This window comes from Streptomyces sp. NPDC087901 (assembly GCF_044742205.1).
In the GTDB taxonomy this organism is placed as follows: Bacteria; Actinomycetota; Actinomycetes; order Streptomycetales; family Streptomycetaceae; genus Streptomyces.
This window is the reverse complement of record NZ_JBIUUC010000010.1, coordinates 59,989-76,950: the sequence shown is the minus strand read 5'-3', so window position 1 is coordinate 76,950 and position 16,962 is coordinate 59,989. Positions and strand designations below refer to the sequence as shown.

At 68.5% G+C, this 16,962-nt stretch carries 16 protein-coding genes; 12 read left to right on the top strand and 4 right to left on the bottom strand.

Going from position 1 to position 16,962, the window contains the following annotated elements; translation table 11 throughout:
* Positions 1 to 127: 127 nt before the first annotated feature.
* From ACIOEW_RS27490 to ACIOEW_RS27475, 4 genes are all read right to left on the bottom strand, one after another.
* Positions 128 to 1,078 carry a cytochrome c oxidase assembly protein gene (locus ACIOEW_RS27490; RefSeq protein ID WP_362555860.1) on the bottom strand — a complete coding sequence of 317 codons (951 nt, stop codon included), beginning with the start codon at positions 1,076 to 1,078 and terminating at the stop codon, positions 128 to 130.
* Positions 1,079 to 1,196: 118 nt separating this feature from the next.
* The gene (locus tag ACIOEW_RS27485; RefSeq protein WP_362555862.1) at positions 1,197 to 2,222 is read right to left on the bottom strand and encodes a 6-phosphofructokinase; all 1,026 of its coding nucleotides are present in this window, start codon (positions 2,220 to 2,222) and stop codon (positions 1,197 to 1,199) included.
* Between the two features lie 143 nt (positions 2,223 to 2,365).
* Positions 2,366 to 3,094, bottom strand: a complete 729-nt coding sequence (locus ACIOEW_RS27480) for a glutamine amidotransferase (RefSeq protein WP_351002622.1) — start codon at positions 3,092 to 3,094, stop codon at positions 2,366 to 2,368.
* Positions 3,095 to 3,128: 34 nt separating this feature from the next.
* Positions 3,129 to 4,367, bottom strand: a complete 1,239-nt coding sequence (locus ACIOEW_RS27475) for a MurT ligase domain-containing protein (protein WP_351002623.1) — start codon at positions 4,365 to 4,367, stop codon at positions 3,129 to 3,131.
* Between the two features lie 260 nt (positions 4,368 to 4,627).
* Between ACIOEW_RS27475 and ACIOEW_RS27470 the strand changes: the two genes are divergently transcribed.
* The 12 genes from ACIOEW_RS27470 (at position 4,628) to def (ending at position 16,962) form a co-directional block, all read left to right on the top strand.
* Entirely contained in the window at positions 4,628 to 5,794 is a 1,167-nt protein-coding gene (locus tag ACIOEW_RS27470) for a LysR family transcriptional regulator (protein WP_401966711.1), read from the top strand.
* A 415-nt stretch (positions 5,795 to 6,209) separates the two neighbouring features.
* Positions 6,210 to 7,775 (top strand): 4-hydroxyphenylacetate 3-hydroxylase N-terminal domain-containing protein, encoded by a 1,566-nt coding sequence (locus ACIOEW_RS27465; protein ID WP_362555867.1) that lies wholly within the window; start codon positions 6,210 to 6,212, stop codon positions 7,773 to 7,775.
* Positions 7,776 to 7,888: 113 nt separating this feature from the next.
* The gene (locus ACIOEW_RS27460) at positions 7,889 to 8,824 is read left to right on the top strand and encodes a VOC family protein (protein WP_401966708.1); all 936 of its coding nucleotides are present in this window, start codon (positions 7,889 to 7,891) and stop codon (positions 8,822 to 8,824) included.
* Positions 8,821 to 9,573: a dimethylmenaquinone methyltransferase gene (locus ACIOEW_RS27455; RefSeq protein WP_401966706.1), complete on the top strand. Its 753-nt coding sequence runs from the start codon at positions 8,821 to 8,823 to the stop codon at positions 9,571 to 9,573. The genes ACIOEW_RS27460 and ACIOEW_RS27455 overlap by 4 nt, the downstream gene beginning before the upstream one ends.
* Before the next feature lie 24 nt (positions 9,574 to 9,597).
* Positions 9,598 to 9,999 (top strand): cupin domain-containing protein, encoded by a 402-nt coding sequence (locus tag ACIOEW_RS27450; RefSeq protein ID WP_362555872.1) that lies wholly within the window; start codon positions 9,598 to 9,600, stop codon positions 9,997 to 9,999.
* Between the two features lie 56 nt (positions 10,000 to 10,055).
* A complete protein-coding gene (locus ACIOEW_RS27445; RefSeq protein WP_401966704.1) occupies positions 10,056 to 11,606 on the top strand; it encodes an aldehyde dehydrogenase family protein in 1,551 nt (516 codons plus the stop codon).
* Between the two features lie 11 nt (positions 11,607 to 11,617).
* Positions 11,618 to 12,019, top strand: coding sequence for a RidA family protein (locus ACIOEW_RS27440; RefSeq protein ID WP_362555876.1), 402 nt, complete (start codon positions 11,618 to 11,620; stop codon positions 12,017 to 12,019).
* A 78-nt stretch (positions 12,020 to 12,097) separates the two neighbouring features.
* Positions 12,098 to 13,555: a cytosine permease gene (locus ACIOEW_RS27435; protein ID WP_362555878.1), complete on the top strand. Its 1,458-nt coding sequence runs from the start codon at positions 12,098 to 12,100 to the stop codon at positions 13,553 to 13,555.
* 93 nt (positions 13,556 to 13,648) lie between these two features.
* Positions 13,649 to 14,245 carry a flavin reductase family protein gene (locus ACIOEW_RS27430; RefSeq protein ID WP_362555880.1) on the top strand — a complete coding sequence of 199 codons (597 nt, stop codon included), beginning with the start codon at positions 13,649 to 13,651 and terminating at the stop codon, positions 14,243 to 14,245.
* Positions 14,242 to 15,438, top strand: coding sequence for an acyl-CoA dehydrogenase family protein (locus tag ACIOEW_RS27425; protein WP_362555882.1), 1,197 nt, complete (start codon positions 14,242 to 14,244; stop codon positions 15,436 to 15,438). Before ACIOEW_RS27430 ends, ACIOEW_RS27425 begins: the two co-directional genes overlap by 4 nt.
* Before the next feature lie 72 nt (positions 15,439 to 15,510).
* A complete protein-coding gene (locus ACIOEW_RS27420; protein WP_362555884.1) occupies positions 15,511 to 16,329 on the top strand; it encodes a fumarylacetoacetate hydrolase family protein in 819 nt (272 codons plus the stop codon).
* A gap of 87 nt (positions 16,330 to 16,416) precedes the next feature.
* A complete protein-coding gene (gene def, locus ACIOEW_RS27415) occupies positions 16,417 to 16,962 on the top strand; it encodes a peptide deformylase (RefSeq protein WP_362557417.1) in 546 nt (181 codons plus the stop codon).

Genomic DNA, 16,962 nt, shown 5'->3' with positions numbered 1-16,962 from the left:
TACGCCGGTCGCACGCAGCGACCGCCGTTGCGCCCGCGCTCCGCGCGGACGACGGGGGAACCCCGGACAGGACCTCATCGGCCGCGCGGCCGTGGATGCCATCGTCACCCCGAAGGCCCCTCCACCGCTACTGTCCGCGCGCCTGCAACGAGGCGAGATAGGCGTTGTACGCCTGGAGCTCCTGGTCGCCGTCCCGGTCCGCGGCCCGGTCCGTGCGCTTGGCCGTCCGCTGTTCCGAGCGGTACCACTGGAACACCAGAGCCACCAGGACCAGCACCGACGGGATCTCGCTGAACGCCCACGCGATGCCTCCCGCGGCGTTCTGGTCGGACAGGGCGTCGATGCCGAGAGAGGCCGGGGGGTTCTCGTAGACCTTCACCATCGGCTGGCTCGCCATCATCAGCGCGATGCCGAAGAAGGCGTGGAACGGCATTCCGGCGAAGAGCTCCAGCATTCGCATCAGATAGCCCGGGCGGTGGGGCCCCGGGTCGATGCCCATGATCGGCCAGAAGAAGACCAGCCCGACCGCCAGGAAGTGCACCATCATCGCGAGGTGCCCGGCCGTCGAACCCATCAGGAAATCGAAGAGCGGAGTGAAGTACAGCGCGTACAGGCTGGCGATGAAGAGCGGGATCGTGAACACCGGATGCGTGATGATCTTCATGTACCGGCTGTGCAGCAGCATCAGGAGCAGCTCGCGGGGCCCCTTGGTGCCACGCGCCGCGACCGGCAGGGCACGCAGCGCCAGGGTGACGGGCGCGCCCAGCAGCAGGAGGATCGGCGACAGCATGCTGATCACCATGTGCTGCACCATGTGCACACTGAACATGACCATGCCGTAGTCGTTCAGCTTGGTGCACATCACCAGGGCGATGGTCAGCACCCCGACGACGAAGAAGACGATCCGGTTGACCGGCCACGCGTCCCCGCGCCTGCGCAGCCGCAGGACCGCGTACCCGTACAGGACCACTGCGAGGACGCAGCCGGTCAGGAAGAACGGGTCCGCGGAGAACTGGAGTCCGCGTCCCAGCGTGAACGGCGGCAGATCCATGTTCATGCCGTGCCCGCTGTGATCCATCTGTTCACTCCCGATGGGGACGCCGGGACGTCCCCGTTTCGTGCCGGTTGTCCCGACCAGAGTAGAACCGCCCCCGGCCGCAGTTGCGGCCGGGGGCGGTCTCGGGTCGTGGTGTGGCTCAGAGCACGCACTCGGCCTCGGCGTAGCGCTCCGCCGGGACCGTCTTCAGGGTCTCCACGGCGTCCGCGAGGGGCACCATCGTGATGTCCGTGCCGCGCAGGGCCGTCATCATGCCGAACTCGCCGCGGTGTGCGGCCTCCACCGCGTGCCAGCCGAAGCGGGTCGCGAGGACGCGGTCGTACGCGGTCGGCGTGCCGCCGCGCTGCACATGGCCGAGGATCACCGGGCGCGCCTCCTTGCCCAGGCGCTGCTCCAGCTCGATGGAGAGCTGCGTCGCCACGCCGGCGAAACGCTCGTGCCCGTAGATGTCCTTGACGCCGGTGTCGAACTCCATGGAGCCCGCGCGCGGCTTCGCGCCCTCGGCGACCACGACGATGGCGAACTTCTTGCCGGCCGAGAAACGCCGGCCGACCAGCTCGGTCAGCTCGTCGATGTCGAAGGGGCGCTCGGGAACCACGATGGCGTGCGCGCCGGCCGCCATGCCGGAGTGCAGGGCGATCCAGCCGGTGTGACGGCCCATGACCTCGACGATCATGACGCGCTGGTGCGACTCGGCGGTGGTCTTCAGCCGGTCGAGGGCCTCGGTGGCCACGCCCACCGCGGTGTCGAAACCGAAGGTCACGTCGGTGGAGGCGATGTCGTTGTCGATCGTCTTCGGTACGCCGACGATCGGCAGGCCCGCCTCGGACAGCAGGTTGGCCGCCTTCAGCGTGCCCTCGCCGCCGATCGGGATGATGGCGTCGAGGCCGAGGTCCGCGACATGGCCCCTGGCCTGTTCGACGCCGCCGCGCAGATGCGCGGGCTGGACCCGGGAGGAGCCGAGGATCGTACCGCCGCGGGCGAGGATGCCGCCTACGGCGTCCAGGTCGAGCTTGCGGTAGTCGCACTCCAGGAGGCCCCGCCACCCGTCGTGGAATCCGATGACCTCGTCGCCGTGGTCGACGACAGCACGGTGGACGACGGAACGGATGACGGCATTGAGGCCGGGGCAGTCGCCGCCGGAGGTGAGCACACCAATTCGCATTGCCCGGGAAACCTTTGCAACGTGGGCCGACGACCGGACCACGTCGTCCGGTTGGATCCCCGCCACCCTACCGGCGCAGGGTGGGGGGACCGAACCGGGCGTCCGCCTGCTGGACTCCGCTCAACTGAGCCGAATACGCCTCATCAGGCGGGCTGGGTGGCGGCGGCGATGCGCTCGGCGCGCAGCGCCTCGTACCAGCGGTCGTCGGTGGGCGGCAGCGCGTTCACATCGAGGGCCAGCTTCAGCAGCAGATCCGCGATCAGCGGGTTGCGCGCCATCACGGGCCCGTGCATGTACGTACCGAACACGGTGTCGTTGTACGCACCCTCCGTGCCGTCGCCCGTGCCGTTGCCCCGGCCGAAACGTACCTGGGCGAACGGGCGTGCTGTCGGCCCGAGATGAGTGATGCCCTGGTGGTTCTCGAAACCGGTCAGCGGCGGCAGTCCGAGGTGCGGGTCGATGTCACCGAGCACGTCGCCGACGCACCGCGCACCCTCGCCGCGGGTGGAGACCACGTCGAGCAGCCCGAGACCCTGCTCGCGCTCACCGAGGTCGTTGACGAACTCGTGGCCGAGGATCTGGTATCCGGCGCAGACCGAGAAGATGATCGCGCCGTTGGACGCGGCCCGGCTGAGACCGCCGTCGCGGCGCAGCCGCTCCGCCGCGAGCCGCTGCGGCCTGTCCTCACCGCCGCCGATCAGGTAGATGTCGCCGGAGGTGGGGACCGGCTGGTCGCTGCGCACGTCGACGCGCGACACGTCGAGCCCGCGCTGTCGTGCCCGGCGCTCCACCACGAGGGCGTTGCCCTGGTCGCCGTAGGTGCTCAGCAGGTCCGGGTAGACCCACACCAGCCGCAGGCTGTTGTTGCTCATGCTTCGTCCTCTCCGGAGGGGGCCGGGGCCGGGGTCAGTTGCCGACACGACGGCGCAGATCCTGGAAGGCGGTGTAGTTGGCGATGACCTCGATACGGCCCGGCGGTGCGTACTGCACCGCCTCGTCGAGGTTCTCGCAGACCCGGAAGTCGAGACCGGCGACTTCGAGGCGGACCGCGAGGTCCAGCTTCCGGTCGCCGAGAACGAAGATCGGGTGGCCCGCGAGCTGGGTGTAGTCCACGTCCCACAGCCACGAGGTGTCCGTGCCGTCCGCGCCCCGCGCGTTGACGGACAGGATCACCGGGGTGGGCGGCGGATCGATCAGGGAGAACGTCTCCAGCCAGCCCGCCGGGTTCTTCGCGAGCAGGAGCCGCAGCTCACGGCCGAGGAAGGTGACCACGTCGTAGCGGCCCGCGACGGCCTGCACCTGGTACATCCGCTCCAGGGCGACCTGCGGCGGCACCCCGAAGACGGCGGCCACGGCGGCCGAGCTGGTGGCGTTGGCCTTGTTCGCGCGGCCGGGCAGCTGCAGATGGATCGGCCATGCCGAACCGTGCGGGTCGAGCACGTAGTCACCGTGCAGGACCCAGCTGGGCGGCGGGCGGCGGAAGCCGCACTCGCCGCAGAACCAGTCGTCGCCGGGGCGCTGCATCACACCGCCGCAGGACGGGCAGGACCAGGCGTCGTCCTTCCACGCCTGGCCGGCCGCGACCCACACCACGTTGGGGGAGGAGGAGGCCGCCCAGACGATCAGCGGGTCGTCGGCGTTGGCGACGATCACGGCCTTCGAACCGGACAGACCCTCCCGCCACTTCTCGGCGAGCATCCGGGTCTCCGCGGCACGGTCCAGCTGGTCGCGGGAGAGATTGAGGAGTGCGATCACCTTGGGCGTCGTGTCGCGGGCGACTCCCGCGAGGTACTTCTCGTCGACCTCGATCACGCCGTACTGCGCGTCCGAGCCGCCGGCCAGGGCCGAGGTGATGCCCGCGGGCATGTTGGCGCCGAGCGCGTTCGACACGACCGGGCCCGCGGCCCGCAGTGCCTCGGCGATCAGCCGGGTCGTGGTCGTCTTGCCGTTCGTCGCCGACACGAGGATCACGTCCAGGTGCTGCGCCAGCCGCCCGAGCAGGTCGGGGTCGAGCTTGAGCGCCACCCGGCCGCCGATCACCGATCCGCTGCCTCGCCCGGCCGCTCGCGACACCGCCGCAGCGGCCTTGCCCGCCGTCACGGCCAGCTTGGCCCGCGGCGACAACGGCTCCGTGTTGCCTGCCATCGTCCTAGATCCTCCTTGCATCGGTCCGCGCCCAGCCTATCGATGTCCGGCGCGGCGGAGGCACGGCGGCACCGCCAGGGCCGTGGAGTTCCCATGGAACGGGCAGCGGGTGAACCAACACCACTTTGCCGATCTGGCAAACATACAGGTCAGACGGGACCTGAGTCCTCGGGGTGGGCCCCGGCCTTTTCCCGTTGCCCGGAGGGTGCCGCGAGAGGCGGCCTCTCGTCGCGCTTCCTCGCCCCTGCCCCCTCCCTCCCGTGCCGCGCCGGTGGCCGGTTTTCGGTGTTCCGTGCGGGCCGGCCCGCACGGAACCGTTCGTCGGCGGCCGGGCAGCGCCGTGGTACGTCATCGACGGCGCCGGCTACGCGATCCTGTGCCTCGCGGTTGCCGCCGACACGGCCGCGACCTGCACGAGCATGCGCCCGGCCACGCCGTACGCACGTCGAGGAACCGATCCGGAAGCGGGGCTAATCTGCCTGCTTGTCGGCATGCGCCGGCGGCCACGGAAGGCAGGCACCATGGACTTTCGTCAGCTCGAGTACTTCAAGGCGGTCGTCGAGGCCGGCTCGGTTTCGCAGGCTGCCAAGAACCTCAACATGACGCAGCCGCCGGTGAGCCACGCCATCGCGAAGCTGGAGGCCGAGCTGGGGGTGCGCCTTCTCGACCGGACGGCGAAGGGAGTCCACCCCACGTCGGCCGGCCTCTATCTCCTCTCCAAGGGCGGACGCCTGGTGGAGGACCGGAACCGCGCCGTGGAGACGCTGAAGCTGATGGGCGAGGGGGCGCTCGGTGAGCTGCGCATCGGCGTGGAGCCCATGGTCATCAACGAGATCATCGCCGACGTCCTTGCGGAGTTCCTCGACCAGGCTCCGGGCGTTCGCGTCGGTCTGACCGACGTCACTCCCGACGTCATCGTGCAGGGTATTCGAGACGGCCGCCTGGACATGGGCTGCATTCCCTTCGGCCCCAGCCAGTTCGCTGGATTCGTCGCGGATTTCTGCGATTCGTATCCCGTCATGGATATCGACATCAAGCTCGCTGTTCCGCGGAATCGTGCGCGAGAGGAACACCCCGACGGAAAGGGCTGGGGCCGCTGGATCCTTCCGTATCGGATTCCTGCCTTCGTGGGCATGCCCGATGTCGTGGAGGCCGCCCTTTCGGACGACGACTCCTTCGAGGTCCTCGAAGTCTCCACGCCGCAGACCGCCCTCGCCTTCGTCGCGGCGGGGCTCGGTGTGGCTCCCGTTACCCAGCGCATCGCGGCCAGGAGTGATGCGGTGGCGCTCCTCGATCCTCCGCGCTGGCTCGCCCCCATGCAGGCGACGCTTCTGTGGAGCCGCGAGGCTGAGATCAGCCCGCTGATGGAGCGCTGGCTGCAAGCGACTCGCATCGTCGCGGAGCATCGGCGTGCGCTCGGCTCGTGAGCGGAGCCATACACGAAACTATGCCCCCCTCTTCTGTGTCACGTATGGGCTGGGAGAGAAATGGCGTGAGTGCATCTCGCAAATCGAGATGAATTCTCTGTGACGTGCGTCACTCATGACCCTTCCCGGGCTCCGTCGCCGTACCCCCGAGGATGTGAAAACTGCCTGGTCAGGGCCGGTTCGTGGACAGAACCGAAGTTGCCCTGCGGCTCGTCGGCCGGCGTGCCCGATCCCTTCGCGCCCCAACGATTCCTATTGCCCGGCACTACCGCCCATGTAAGTCTTCCGAGCAATTCGACGCCGCAGGCAGCTTCGGATCAGTGAGGTAAATCCTTCTTTCTGGATCGCTGATCGCGTATGGCCTGGACCGGCGACGTAATTCATTCCGTGGGGGAGAAGATGGGGTTTTCGGTCCATGAACATGGGAAACGCGAATCAGTCGGCAAATAACTCTGCCGGACGCGAACACATCCCCTTCACCGGAGATGAGTATCTCGAGAGTCTCAATGACGGCCGCGAGGTGTGGATCTACGGGGAGCGGGTGGAGAACGTCGCCGAGCATCCCGCGTTCCGAAACTCGGCCCGCATGATCGCTCGCATGTACGACGCCCTGCACGATCCCGCGCGCAAGGACGTCCTCACCGCGCCCACGGAGTGGGGAGGCTTCACCCACCGCTTCTACCAGGCGCCGAAGAGCGTCGAGGAGCAGGTGGCGTCCCGCGATGCCATCGCCGAGTGGCAGAAGATCACGTGGGGCTGGATGGGACGTTCCCCCGACTACAAGGGCTGCTTCCTCGGCACCCTCGGCGCCAACGCGGAGTTCTACCGCGGCTTCGAGGACAACGCGCGCAACTGGTACCGCAAGGCCCAGGAGAAGACGTGGTACATCAACCACGCCATCATGAACCCCCCGGTCGATCGCGGTCTCGGTGCAGACGCCGGCAAGGACGTGTTCGTCCGGGTCACCAGGGAGACCGACGCCGGTTTCTACGTCAAGGGCGCCAAGGTGGTGGCGACGGGGTCGGCGCTCACGCATTACACCTTCGTCGGCCACGTGGGCCAGGTCGCCGTTCAGGACCCTGCCTTCTCGCCCGTGTTCATCATGCCGACGAACGCCCCCGGCGTGAAGCTGCTCTGCCGCACGTCCAACGAGTACCGCGCCGCCGCGCTGGGCAGCCCGTTCGACTACCCGCTCTCGAGCCGCCTGGACGAGAACGACGCGATTCTCGTGCTCGACGACGTGTTCATCCCCTGGGAGAACGCGTTCATCTACAACGACCTCGAACAGGCCAACAAGTACAACATCCACTCGGGCTATCTGGAGCGTGCCTCCCTGCACGGGTGCACCCGGTTCGCGGTCAAGATGGACTTCCTGGTCGGGATGCTGTCCCGCGCCCTCGACGTCACCGGGGCAGGCCAGTTCCACGGCGTCATGTCCCAGCTCGGCGAAGTCATCGCCTGGCGCAACACCTTCTGGGCGCTGTCGGATGCGATGGCGAAGAGCGCGGTGCCGTGGAAGGGCGGCATGATCCAGCCCGACCCGCAGTTCGCCGGCGCCTACCGGGTGATGAACCAGCTGGCCATGCCGAAGATCAAGAACATCATCGAGCAGGTCGTGGCCAGCGGGCTGATCTACCTCAACTCCCACGCCAACGACTTCAAGACCCCCGAGATCCGTGGCTACCTGGACACCTACCTGCGCGGTACGGGTGGCATCGACGCCGAGGAACGCGTCAAGGTCATGAAGATGCTCTGGGACTCCATCGGCACGGAGTTCGGCGCCCGGCACGAGCTGTACGAGATCAACTACATCGGCAGCAACGACGTGACCCGTCAGACCAACCTGTTCGGCGCCCGGGGCAGCGGTCTCCTCGACTACTGCAAGAACTTCGCGCAGAGCGCCATGGACGAGTACGACCTCGACGGCTGGACCGTGCCGGACCTGATCGGACCGGACGACGTCAGCATCCTCAAGCGCTGACCGTCCGCGCGGCCCCCGGCCCGTCCTTCGGACCGGTCCCCGGGGCGACCCGGCTCATCAGGCGGCGACGAACAGAGCGCGCCGCCACGCTCGCACCCACCACAGGAGGACCCGTGGCTACGGCAATTGATGCTGCCCAAGTCACCTACGAGGCACCCGATCTCGAAGTGATGGAGAAGTTCCTGACCGCGTTCGGTATGACGAGGGCCGAGGGCAGCGACGACCGGACCCTGTACATGCGGGGGACGGGCACCCAGCGACACATTCACGTGACCCGCAAGGCCGACCGGCAGCGCTTCGTCGGCGCCTCGGTCGAGGTCGCCGCCTTCGACGATCTCGTCGATCTCGCCGCGAAGCCGGGGTCCTCCCCGGTCAACGAGTCGACGGAGCCCGGCGGTGGCTACGAGGTCGCGATGACCATGCCCGACGGCATCGAGATCCGGGCGGTCTGGGGCCGGGAGAAGGCCGAGCCGCTCGCGGACCGGGAGCCCTTCGCGATGAACAACATCCGCGACAAGAACCGGGTGAACGCCCCCGTCCGCCAGTCCGTCGCGCCGTGCACCATCGCGCGCCTGGGACACTTCGTGCTCCACGTGAAGGATCACGACGCCTCCATGGCGTGGCTGAACGAGCGCTTCAACTTCCTGCCGTCCGACTACTTCCTCCCGCCGGGCGAAGAGGGCCCCGTCGTCGGCACCTTCGTCCGGCTGGACCTGGGCGAGCAGCTCGTGGACCACCACTTCCTGCTCGTGCTGCAGTCGGACTGGGTGGGCGTTCACCACAGCGCGTTCGAGGTGACCGACGTGGACGCGGTCATGTCCTCGCACGACTACCTCCTCCAGCAGGGGTACGGCCTCGACGTCGGAGTCGGCCGCCACCTCCTCGGCAGCCAGATCTTCGACTACTGGAAGGACCCGTTCGGCTTCCGTGTCGAGCACTACACCGACGGCGACACCGTGGACGGCACCCATGGTCCGGGCACGTTCAACGGCACGGCCAGTGACACCACGCAGTGGGGGAACCGTCCGCCCCTGGAGTTCTTCCAGTGAGCGGCGCGACGCCGGCGAAGCACGGCGGACCACTGTCGGGAACGGTCCGGGAGCAGCTGGCGCGGGCGGGCTCGGCCACCGTGGCCAACATGCTGCTCAGGCGAGGGCTGCGCAATGCGGTGATGGCCGGTGTCCGGCCGCTGGCCGACGGCGGGCAGCCGCTGGTGGGCCCGGCCTACACACTGCGGTTCATCCCCGCGCGTGAGGACCTCGACACCCTCGCCGACTACGCGAGCAGCGACAACGTGCACCGGCGCGCGATCGAGGAGTGCCCGCCCGGCGCGGTGCTCGTGATCGATGCGTTCGGTTCCACGGACGCGGCGTCCATGGGCGACATGATGGCGGCGCGATTGAAGAACCGCGGAGTGTCGGGCGTGGTCACGGACGGCGGCTACCGCGACTCCGGTGCCATCAGGAGGACCGGGCTGCCGTGCTTCCACCGGGACAACGCCCCCAGGGCGACCCCGATCGCCCTGCACCCGGTCGCGCTGGACGAACCCGTCGGCTGCGGCGGGGTGGCGGTCTACCCGGGTGACGTCCTGCTGGGCGACGGCGACGGCGTCGTCGTGGTTCCGCGTGGACTGGCCTCGGACATCGCCGCGGAGGCCGCCGACGCGGCGGCGTACGAGGAGTTCGCGGCTCTCGGGATCCGGCGCGGCCGGTCCCTCTTCGGGCTCTTCCCCGGCACCCCGGAAAGCCGTCAGGAATACGACACATGGGTGGCCGCGGGCCGCCCGGGTCTGGAGTGAACAGTGGACATCGACCCCACAACCATGAAGTCGCTCGAAGTCCTGATCCATTCCGTCGATCTCGACGACGAGAACTGGATCGACTACCCCGACTACGGGTTCCGCCAGTACTTCCTTTTCAAGAACCCGGAAACCGGCGCCAGCATCGCCCTTCTGGAGTACGAGAAGGGCGGCACCATCCCGACGAAGCACACGCACGCCTCGAACCAGTTCATGTACTGCCTCGAGGGCGAGTACGAGTACACCGACTCCGGCCTGCGGCTGCGTCCCGGTTCGTTCTACATGAACCCGAAGGACCACCCCCACGGCCCGACGCTGGCCCACGAGCGCAGCGTGCTGATCGAGATCTACGACGGCCCGCACTACTACGAGAAGCCCGAGTACCACACCGACGAGACGATCGGGGACTTCCTTGCGAAGGAATGAGGAGCTCACCCGTATCCGTATGCCTGCTGAATCCACGACGTTGCTGGGGAGTGATGATGACCGAGACGACCACGACTCTGTTTGACAGCGAGAAGGTGCTGGCCGAATTCGGGCTCGACCAGGTGCATTCCGGTTCGTACGCGGATTCGCTCGGCTGGGGAACCGTCGAGGGCCGTCCGGTCATCGAGGCGAGCTGCCCTGCCGACGGAGAGACAGTGGGCCGGGTGGCGGCCTCCGACGCCGAGGACTACGAGCTGATCGTCGCCGCCGCCGTCGGGACGCAGGAGAGGTGGCGGATGGTCCCGCCGCCGAGGCGTGGCGAATTCGTGCGCCGGATCGGTCAGTTGATCGAGGAGAACATCGACAGTCTGGCGGCCGTGGTCTCGCTGGACACCGGCAAGTCGACGATGGAGGCCCGGGGCGAGCTCCGTGAGGCAGTCGACATGTCCACCCTGGCAGCCGGCCAGGCGCGGATGATGTACGGATCCACGCAGCAGTCCCAGCGCGCCGAACACCGCATGTACGACCAGTGGCTGCCGCTGGGTGTCGTCGGGCTCATCAGCGCGTACAACTTCCCGGCGGCCGTCTGGGCGCAGAACGGGTTCCTCTCCGCGATCGCCGGCAACACGGTGATCTGGAAGCCGAGCCCGAAGGTGCCGCTCACCGCCATCGCCCTGCAGAAGCTGGTCAACAAGGCAGCGGCTGAGCTGGGCTGCGAGGGCGTCTTCTCCCTGTTCATCCCCGCTGACGACGCCGTCGCCGAGAAGCTGATAGCCGACACCCGCGTCGCCATGGTCTCGTTCACCGGCTCCACCGGCGTGGGACGCAAGGTCGCCGACATCGTCGGCTCGACGCTCGGGCGCCGCTACCAGCTGGAGTGCTCGGGCAACAACGGCTGCATCGTCGACGAGACCGCCGACCTGCAACTCGCGGCGAAGGCGCTGACGTTCGGCGTGGTCGGCACGACCGGCCAGCGCTGCACGAGCACCCGCCGGGTCATCGCCCACGTGAGCATCGCCGACGAGCTGGTCGGGCTGATGAAGAAGGCCTTCGACCAGATCACCATCGGGGATCCGCGCGAGAAGGACACCGTCGTGGGCCCCCTGATAGACCGCCGGGCGGTGGAGGACTACAGGGAAGTCCTCGCAGGTGCCGAGCGGGAAGGGGCGTCCGTGGTGTACGGCGGCCGGGTGATCGACCGCCCAGGGCTGTACGTCGAGCCGGCCATCGTCACGGGCGTCGAACCGCACTTCGCCATCGCCCAGTCGGAGACTTTCGCCCCCATCGTCTCCGTGCTGGCCTACGAGGACCTCGACGAGGCGATCGCGATCCACAACGGCGTGGCCCAGGGGCTGGCCTCGGGCATGCACAGCACCGACCTGACCCACATCGAGACCTTCCTCTCCGCCCGGGGCAGCGACTGCGGCATCGTGCGCATCAACATGGGCACCACGGGCGCCGACGTCGGTGCCGCCTTCGGCGGCGAGAAGGAGACCGGCGGGGGCCGTACGGCCGGCTCAGGCGCATGGCAGGGGTTCATGCGCCGTCAGAGCGTCTGCGTGAACTGGGGCGGGACGTCCGCCTGGGACAGCCGGATTGACCTGTGAGGACCACGACCATGAAGAAGAAACGATTCTCCTCCGATGCCGTGCGTGAGCCGGCGGACAGGACCTGGTCCAACTGCCTCCGGGTGGACGACCTGATCCTGGTCTCCGGGATGACCGCGCGCGGGGCGGACGGCGAAACCCTCCTCGGCGACACCGCGTACGCACAGGCCAAGGTCGTCTTCCAGAAGATCAAGGACCTGGTCGAGGCGGCGGGCGCCGTCATGGACGACGTCGTCAAGATGACCATCTTCGTCACGCGCATGAGCGACAACGCCGAGGTGTGGAAGGCCCGTCAGGAATTCTTCTCCGGCAACTTCCCGGCCTGCTCACTGGTTCAGGTCGCCGCCCTCGCCAAGCCCGAGATCCTGCTGGAGATCGAGGCCGTCGCCGTCGCGGGATGCAGCACGGACTGACCGATCACGGCGACACCAGGCGCGTTCCCACGCGGAGCGCGCCACGGGCGCTATTTCTTCTCCGACGGGTAGGAAACTGTGTCGTCACCAACAAGAAACCCCAAGTCCGCCGATTCGGTGCTGTCGGCCGCGGCGGAGGACCATGCGCTGGCCAGCGTCCCGACGGCTGAGCGACGGAGCGGCTACCAGCTGGCTCTCAGCCCGATCAGCGTGGCCACCGCCCTCGTCGTCTTCGCCATCGCCGGATTCACCGTGGTGCTCGCCGGTTTCACGGTGGGCCTGATAGTCGGAACCCTCGTGGCTGCCTTCGGGATGTTCCTCGGCAAGGCCCTGGGCCGCATGGCCTTCCAAACCGGCATGTCCAGCACGATCACCTCCCGGTTCTTCGGATTCGGCTTCCGGGGTTCGGCGATCGGCTCGGTCGTCTTCGCGTTCATGATCCTCGGCTTCCTGGCCATGGAGTCCGCCCTTCTCTACCAGGGCACACTGCTGATGCTCGATCTGCCCGACTCCTGGGCGGTACGCATCCTTGTCTACGGCCTCATGACGCTGCTGTGGATCGGTCTCGCGATCTTCGGCATCAAGCTCGCCCTGCGCGCGTCCGGCGTTCTGACAGCGGTCACGATCCTCGTCACGATTTACATGATCATTCATATCTACGTGATCGAGGGCGCCGATCCGATGGACGTGTTCCGCTACGCGGGCGTCGTTCCCGGAGGCCTGTGGCCGCGGTTCGAAGCCGCTGTGTCGGTCATGGGCGCGACAGCCGGAACCATCGCCCTGGTCACGACGGACTTCGCCCGCTACTGCCGTACGCGCCGCGACGTCACGATCCTGGCCGCGGCCGGCCCGGTCACCCAGAACATCGTCATGACCGTCCTGGGATCGCTCGTCGTGATCGGCGGCATGCCCGACGTCGTCGCCTACCTCATGGCGCACGACAGGGGCCTGACCCCGGAGGCGGCAGCTGCCGCGGGCAGCACGTTCGTCATGCAGAACACGGGCGCCTTCTTCGTCGTGTTCGCCGCCTGGATGGGCTTCGTCACCATCTACGCGGCCCAGGCGAAGGCCCAGGCCATCAACGCCTACTCCGGATCGCTCTCCCTGGTCAACCTGGTGGATGCCCTCACGGGCAGGAAGCCGGGCAGGGCCGCGATGGTGGTCGCCGGAAACATCATCGCGCTGGTGATGATCGGCGCCGGGATCCTGGAGAAGTTCAGCACCTACCTCGCCTATCTGGGCGCCATGACCCTCGGCATGTGCGGCGTGATGATCGCGGACTACTACCTGGTGCGCAGGGCGCGGTACGACCGTGCCACCCACCGGGTCGAGAACTGGAACTGGGCCGGAGTCACCACGCTGGTGCTGTCCGCCGGCGTCGGCATGGTCCTGATGGCCACCGATGTCTCCGCCCTCGGATTCCTGGTCTCGTTCGTCGCTGCACTCGCCCTGTACCCGGTGCTCAGGAACCGGATGCCCGAGGGGACAGGAACCTCGTTCGTCGCGGGCGAGGAAGCCGCCGAAGAAGCCCGTTGACCCAGGCCGGCAGCCCATGTCAGACGCATGCGGCTGCCGGTTCCCCCCGGCCCCTGTGCGGGCCGTACCCACGATTCATCCAGGAGGTTCGGGATGACCGACATCATGTGGGACGCCGAGATCTATGAGAAAGCCGCTGACGCAAAGACCCTTGCGCCGAGCGCCGCGATCCCATCACTCGCCGATCCCCGTCAACTTCGCAATACGCTGGGCAACTTCGCCACCGGCGTGGTCGTGCTCACCTACCGCGCCGACGACAGCTACTACGGCGTCACCGTGAACTCCTTCACCTCGGTGTCCCTGGATCCGCCTCTCGTGCTCGTCTCCATGCAGCGGTCTTCGCGCGCACTGACGTACCTGCTGGAGCGCCCCTTCGCGGTCAACGTGCTCGGGGACAACCAGCTCGACACCGCGCTCCACTTCGCGGGCAAGCCGCAGTCCCGGCCCGTCGAATGGGTCGGGGACGACCTGGCGCCCCGGATCAACGGCTCGCTGGCGTACTTCCAGTGCACGCCATGGGCGGGCTACGACGGCGGGGACCACGCCCTGGTGCTCGGGCGCGTGGTGTCGTACGGCCAGCAGGACGACACCCGGCCCCTGCTCTTCTACCGCGGCCAGTGGAGCGCCCTGGCCCCGGAGACCGAAGCCGGCGCCGGGGACGGCGCTCAGCCCGAGAGGAGCCGTCCGTGACGGTCCGCACGCAGACACACGACGAAATCTCCGGGCTCCTTGAGGAACTGGACGCCATCTACCCGCTCCTGCAGAGCGAGGCCGCGGACAGCGAGCGGCTGCGCCGACCGACGCCGGTGGTGCAGGATGCCCTCCGCGACAGCGGAATCTTCAAGCTGATGTTGCCCGCCGAGCTCGGCGGCATGGACGCCTCCCCGCTCCAGATCCTCCAGGTGATGGAGAAGCTGTCCCATGCGGACGCCTCGCTGGGCTGGCTCGTACGGGCCCTCACGAGTGAGACGGGAATCGCGGCCACCTACCTGGGGGACGCGGCGGTGGCCGAACTCTTCGCCGACGGCACGTACCCGCTGGTGGCCGGGCAGTCGACCTCGTTCACGGGCCGGGCCGTACGCGACGAAGGCGGCTACCGGGTCAGTGGCGTCTGGCAGTTCGCTCCGGGAGTCTCCATGGCCACGCATCTCAATCTCGCGGCGACGGTCGAAGGGACCGGGGAGCAGGTGGTCTGCCTCGTGCCCCGGTCGGCCGTGCGGATCAGCGACAACTGGGACATGCTCGGGCTGCGCGCGACCGCGAGCCTCGACTACCGGGCCGAGGACGTGGCGGTCGACGACACGTACGTCTTCGGCATCGGTCCCGAGAACGCGCGGCGAGGCCGTTACGCGAACTGGCTGAGCCCCGCCCCGGCGGCCGGACTGCACCAGGCCGCCTGGTCGCAGGGTGTCGGCCGGCGCATGCTCGACGAACTGCGCGAGCTGACCCGGCGCAGGAACCCCGCCGAGGGGTCCCTGGTCACCAGCGATGAGTTCTTCGCCGAGTTCGCCCGCCACTTCTCGCACGTCCGCGGCACGATGGCGCTGCTGCGCGAGACCTGGCAGGACAACGAGTCGACGCTCGCCGCCGGGGCTCAGCTCAGCGACGAGCAGGAGACGATGTCGCGCCTCGCCTGCAGCCTCGCAGGCCGGACCGCGCTGGAGATCAGCCAGCTCGTGCACCGTTTCGCGGGTGCGCAGGTCATGAGGGACGGCGTGCTGCAGCGCTTCTTCCGCGACAGCCACGCCGGAAGCCAGCACCGGGGCTCCTCGCACATCGTGACGCAGAAGTGCGGCCGGATGCTCTCGGGCACCCTGCCCGCCGGTTCGCACTGGGGATTCTTCGACCTGGTCGTCCCCGAGCCGTCAGCCCCGGGCGCCTGAGACGTCTTCCGGCGCATGCGGCCACGTCGCGGAGCGGGCTGCGGCAGCCGGAGAAACAAGGAGGAGAGAGACATGAAACTGGCAACCGTGCGCACCCTCGACGGGACGGCCGGAGCCCGCGTGGACGGCGAGGTGCTCACCGAGATCCCCGGCTACGCCGATATCGGAACCCTGTTGAGGGAGGAGAACTGGCGCGAGATCGCGGGCAACGCCACCGGGCGCCGCCGTCGCGTCGACGAGACCGAGCTGGACGCCGTCGTACCCCACCCCTCGAAGATACTGTGCGCCGGCCTCAACTACACCGGCCACATAGAGGAGATGGGCAGAGGCCTGCCCTCCTTCCCCACCCTCTTCGCGAAGTTCGCCGACACCCTGACAGGTCCGGCCGACGCCGTGGCGGCCGTACCGGAAGACCCGGAGATGGACTGGGAGGGTGAGCTCGCCGTCGTCGTGGGACGGACCGCCTACAGGGTGAGCGAGGAGGAGGCGGCAGACTGCATCGCCGGCTACACGGTGGCCAACGACATCTCGATGCGAGGCTGGCAGTACCGCACGACGGAATGGCTCCAGGGCAAGATCTGGGCGCGCTCCACCCCGGTGGGCCCGGTCCTGACCACGTCCGACGCCTTCGACCCCGCAGCCGCGACGTTGCGCACCACGGTCAACGGAGCGACCGTGCAGGAGCACGGCATCGCGGACCTGCTGTTCACCCCCGCCCACCTCGTCGCGTACATCTCCACCATCCTGCCGCTCCGTCCCGGAGACCTGATCCTCACCGGCACCCCGGGAGGCGTGGGAAGGGCGCGCACGCCGCGGTGGTACCTCAAGGCCGGCGACGTGGTCGAGGTGAGCATCGACGGGATCGGCACGGTGTCCACGCCGATCGTCTGAACACAGTGGTGCACAGGAGCTGCCACCGCCCTGTTCCGTGTGCCCGGCGGGGCCGGGCACACGGAGGCGGAACGTACGATGGCCGTCATGCGAAACCGCCCCATCCCCGGCAGTTCCGGCCTCGTCCGGACCATGAGCCTCCTCGGCGACCCGGTGCTCCACGCCGCGTGCGAGCCGGTCACGGACTTCGGGCCCTCGCTCGCCCGGCTGGTCGAGGACATGTTCGCCACGATGTACGCGGCGCAGGGCGTCGGGCTCGCCGCCAACCAGGTCGGTGTGCCGTTGCGGGTGTTCGTCTACGACTGCCCCGACGACGAGGACGTCCGTCATCTCGGCCACGTGGTCAACCCCACCCTTGTCGAAGCGGACGGCATCACCGTGCGCGGCCCCGAGGGCTGCCTCTCGCTGCCCGGCATCGAGGCGGGCACGCCCCGCTTCGACCACGCCGTGGTCGAGGGGCTGAACATCGAGGGGGAGCCGGTACGGATCGACGGGACCGGCTTCTTCGCCCGCTGCCTCCAGCACGAGTGCGATCATCTCGACGGCTCCGTCTACACGGACCGGCTGACCGGGCTGCGCCGGGCACGCGCGCTGCGCGCGGCCCGCCGGGCGCCCTGGGGGCGCACCGGCTGA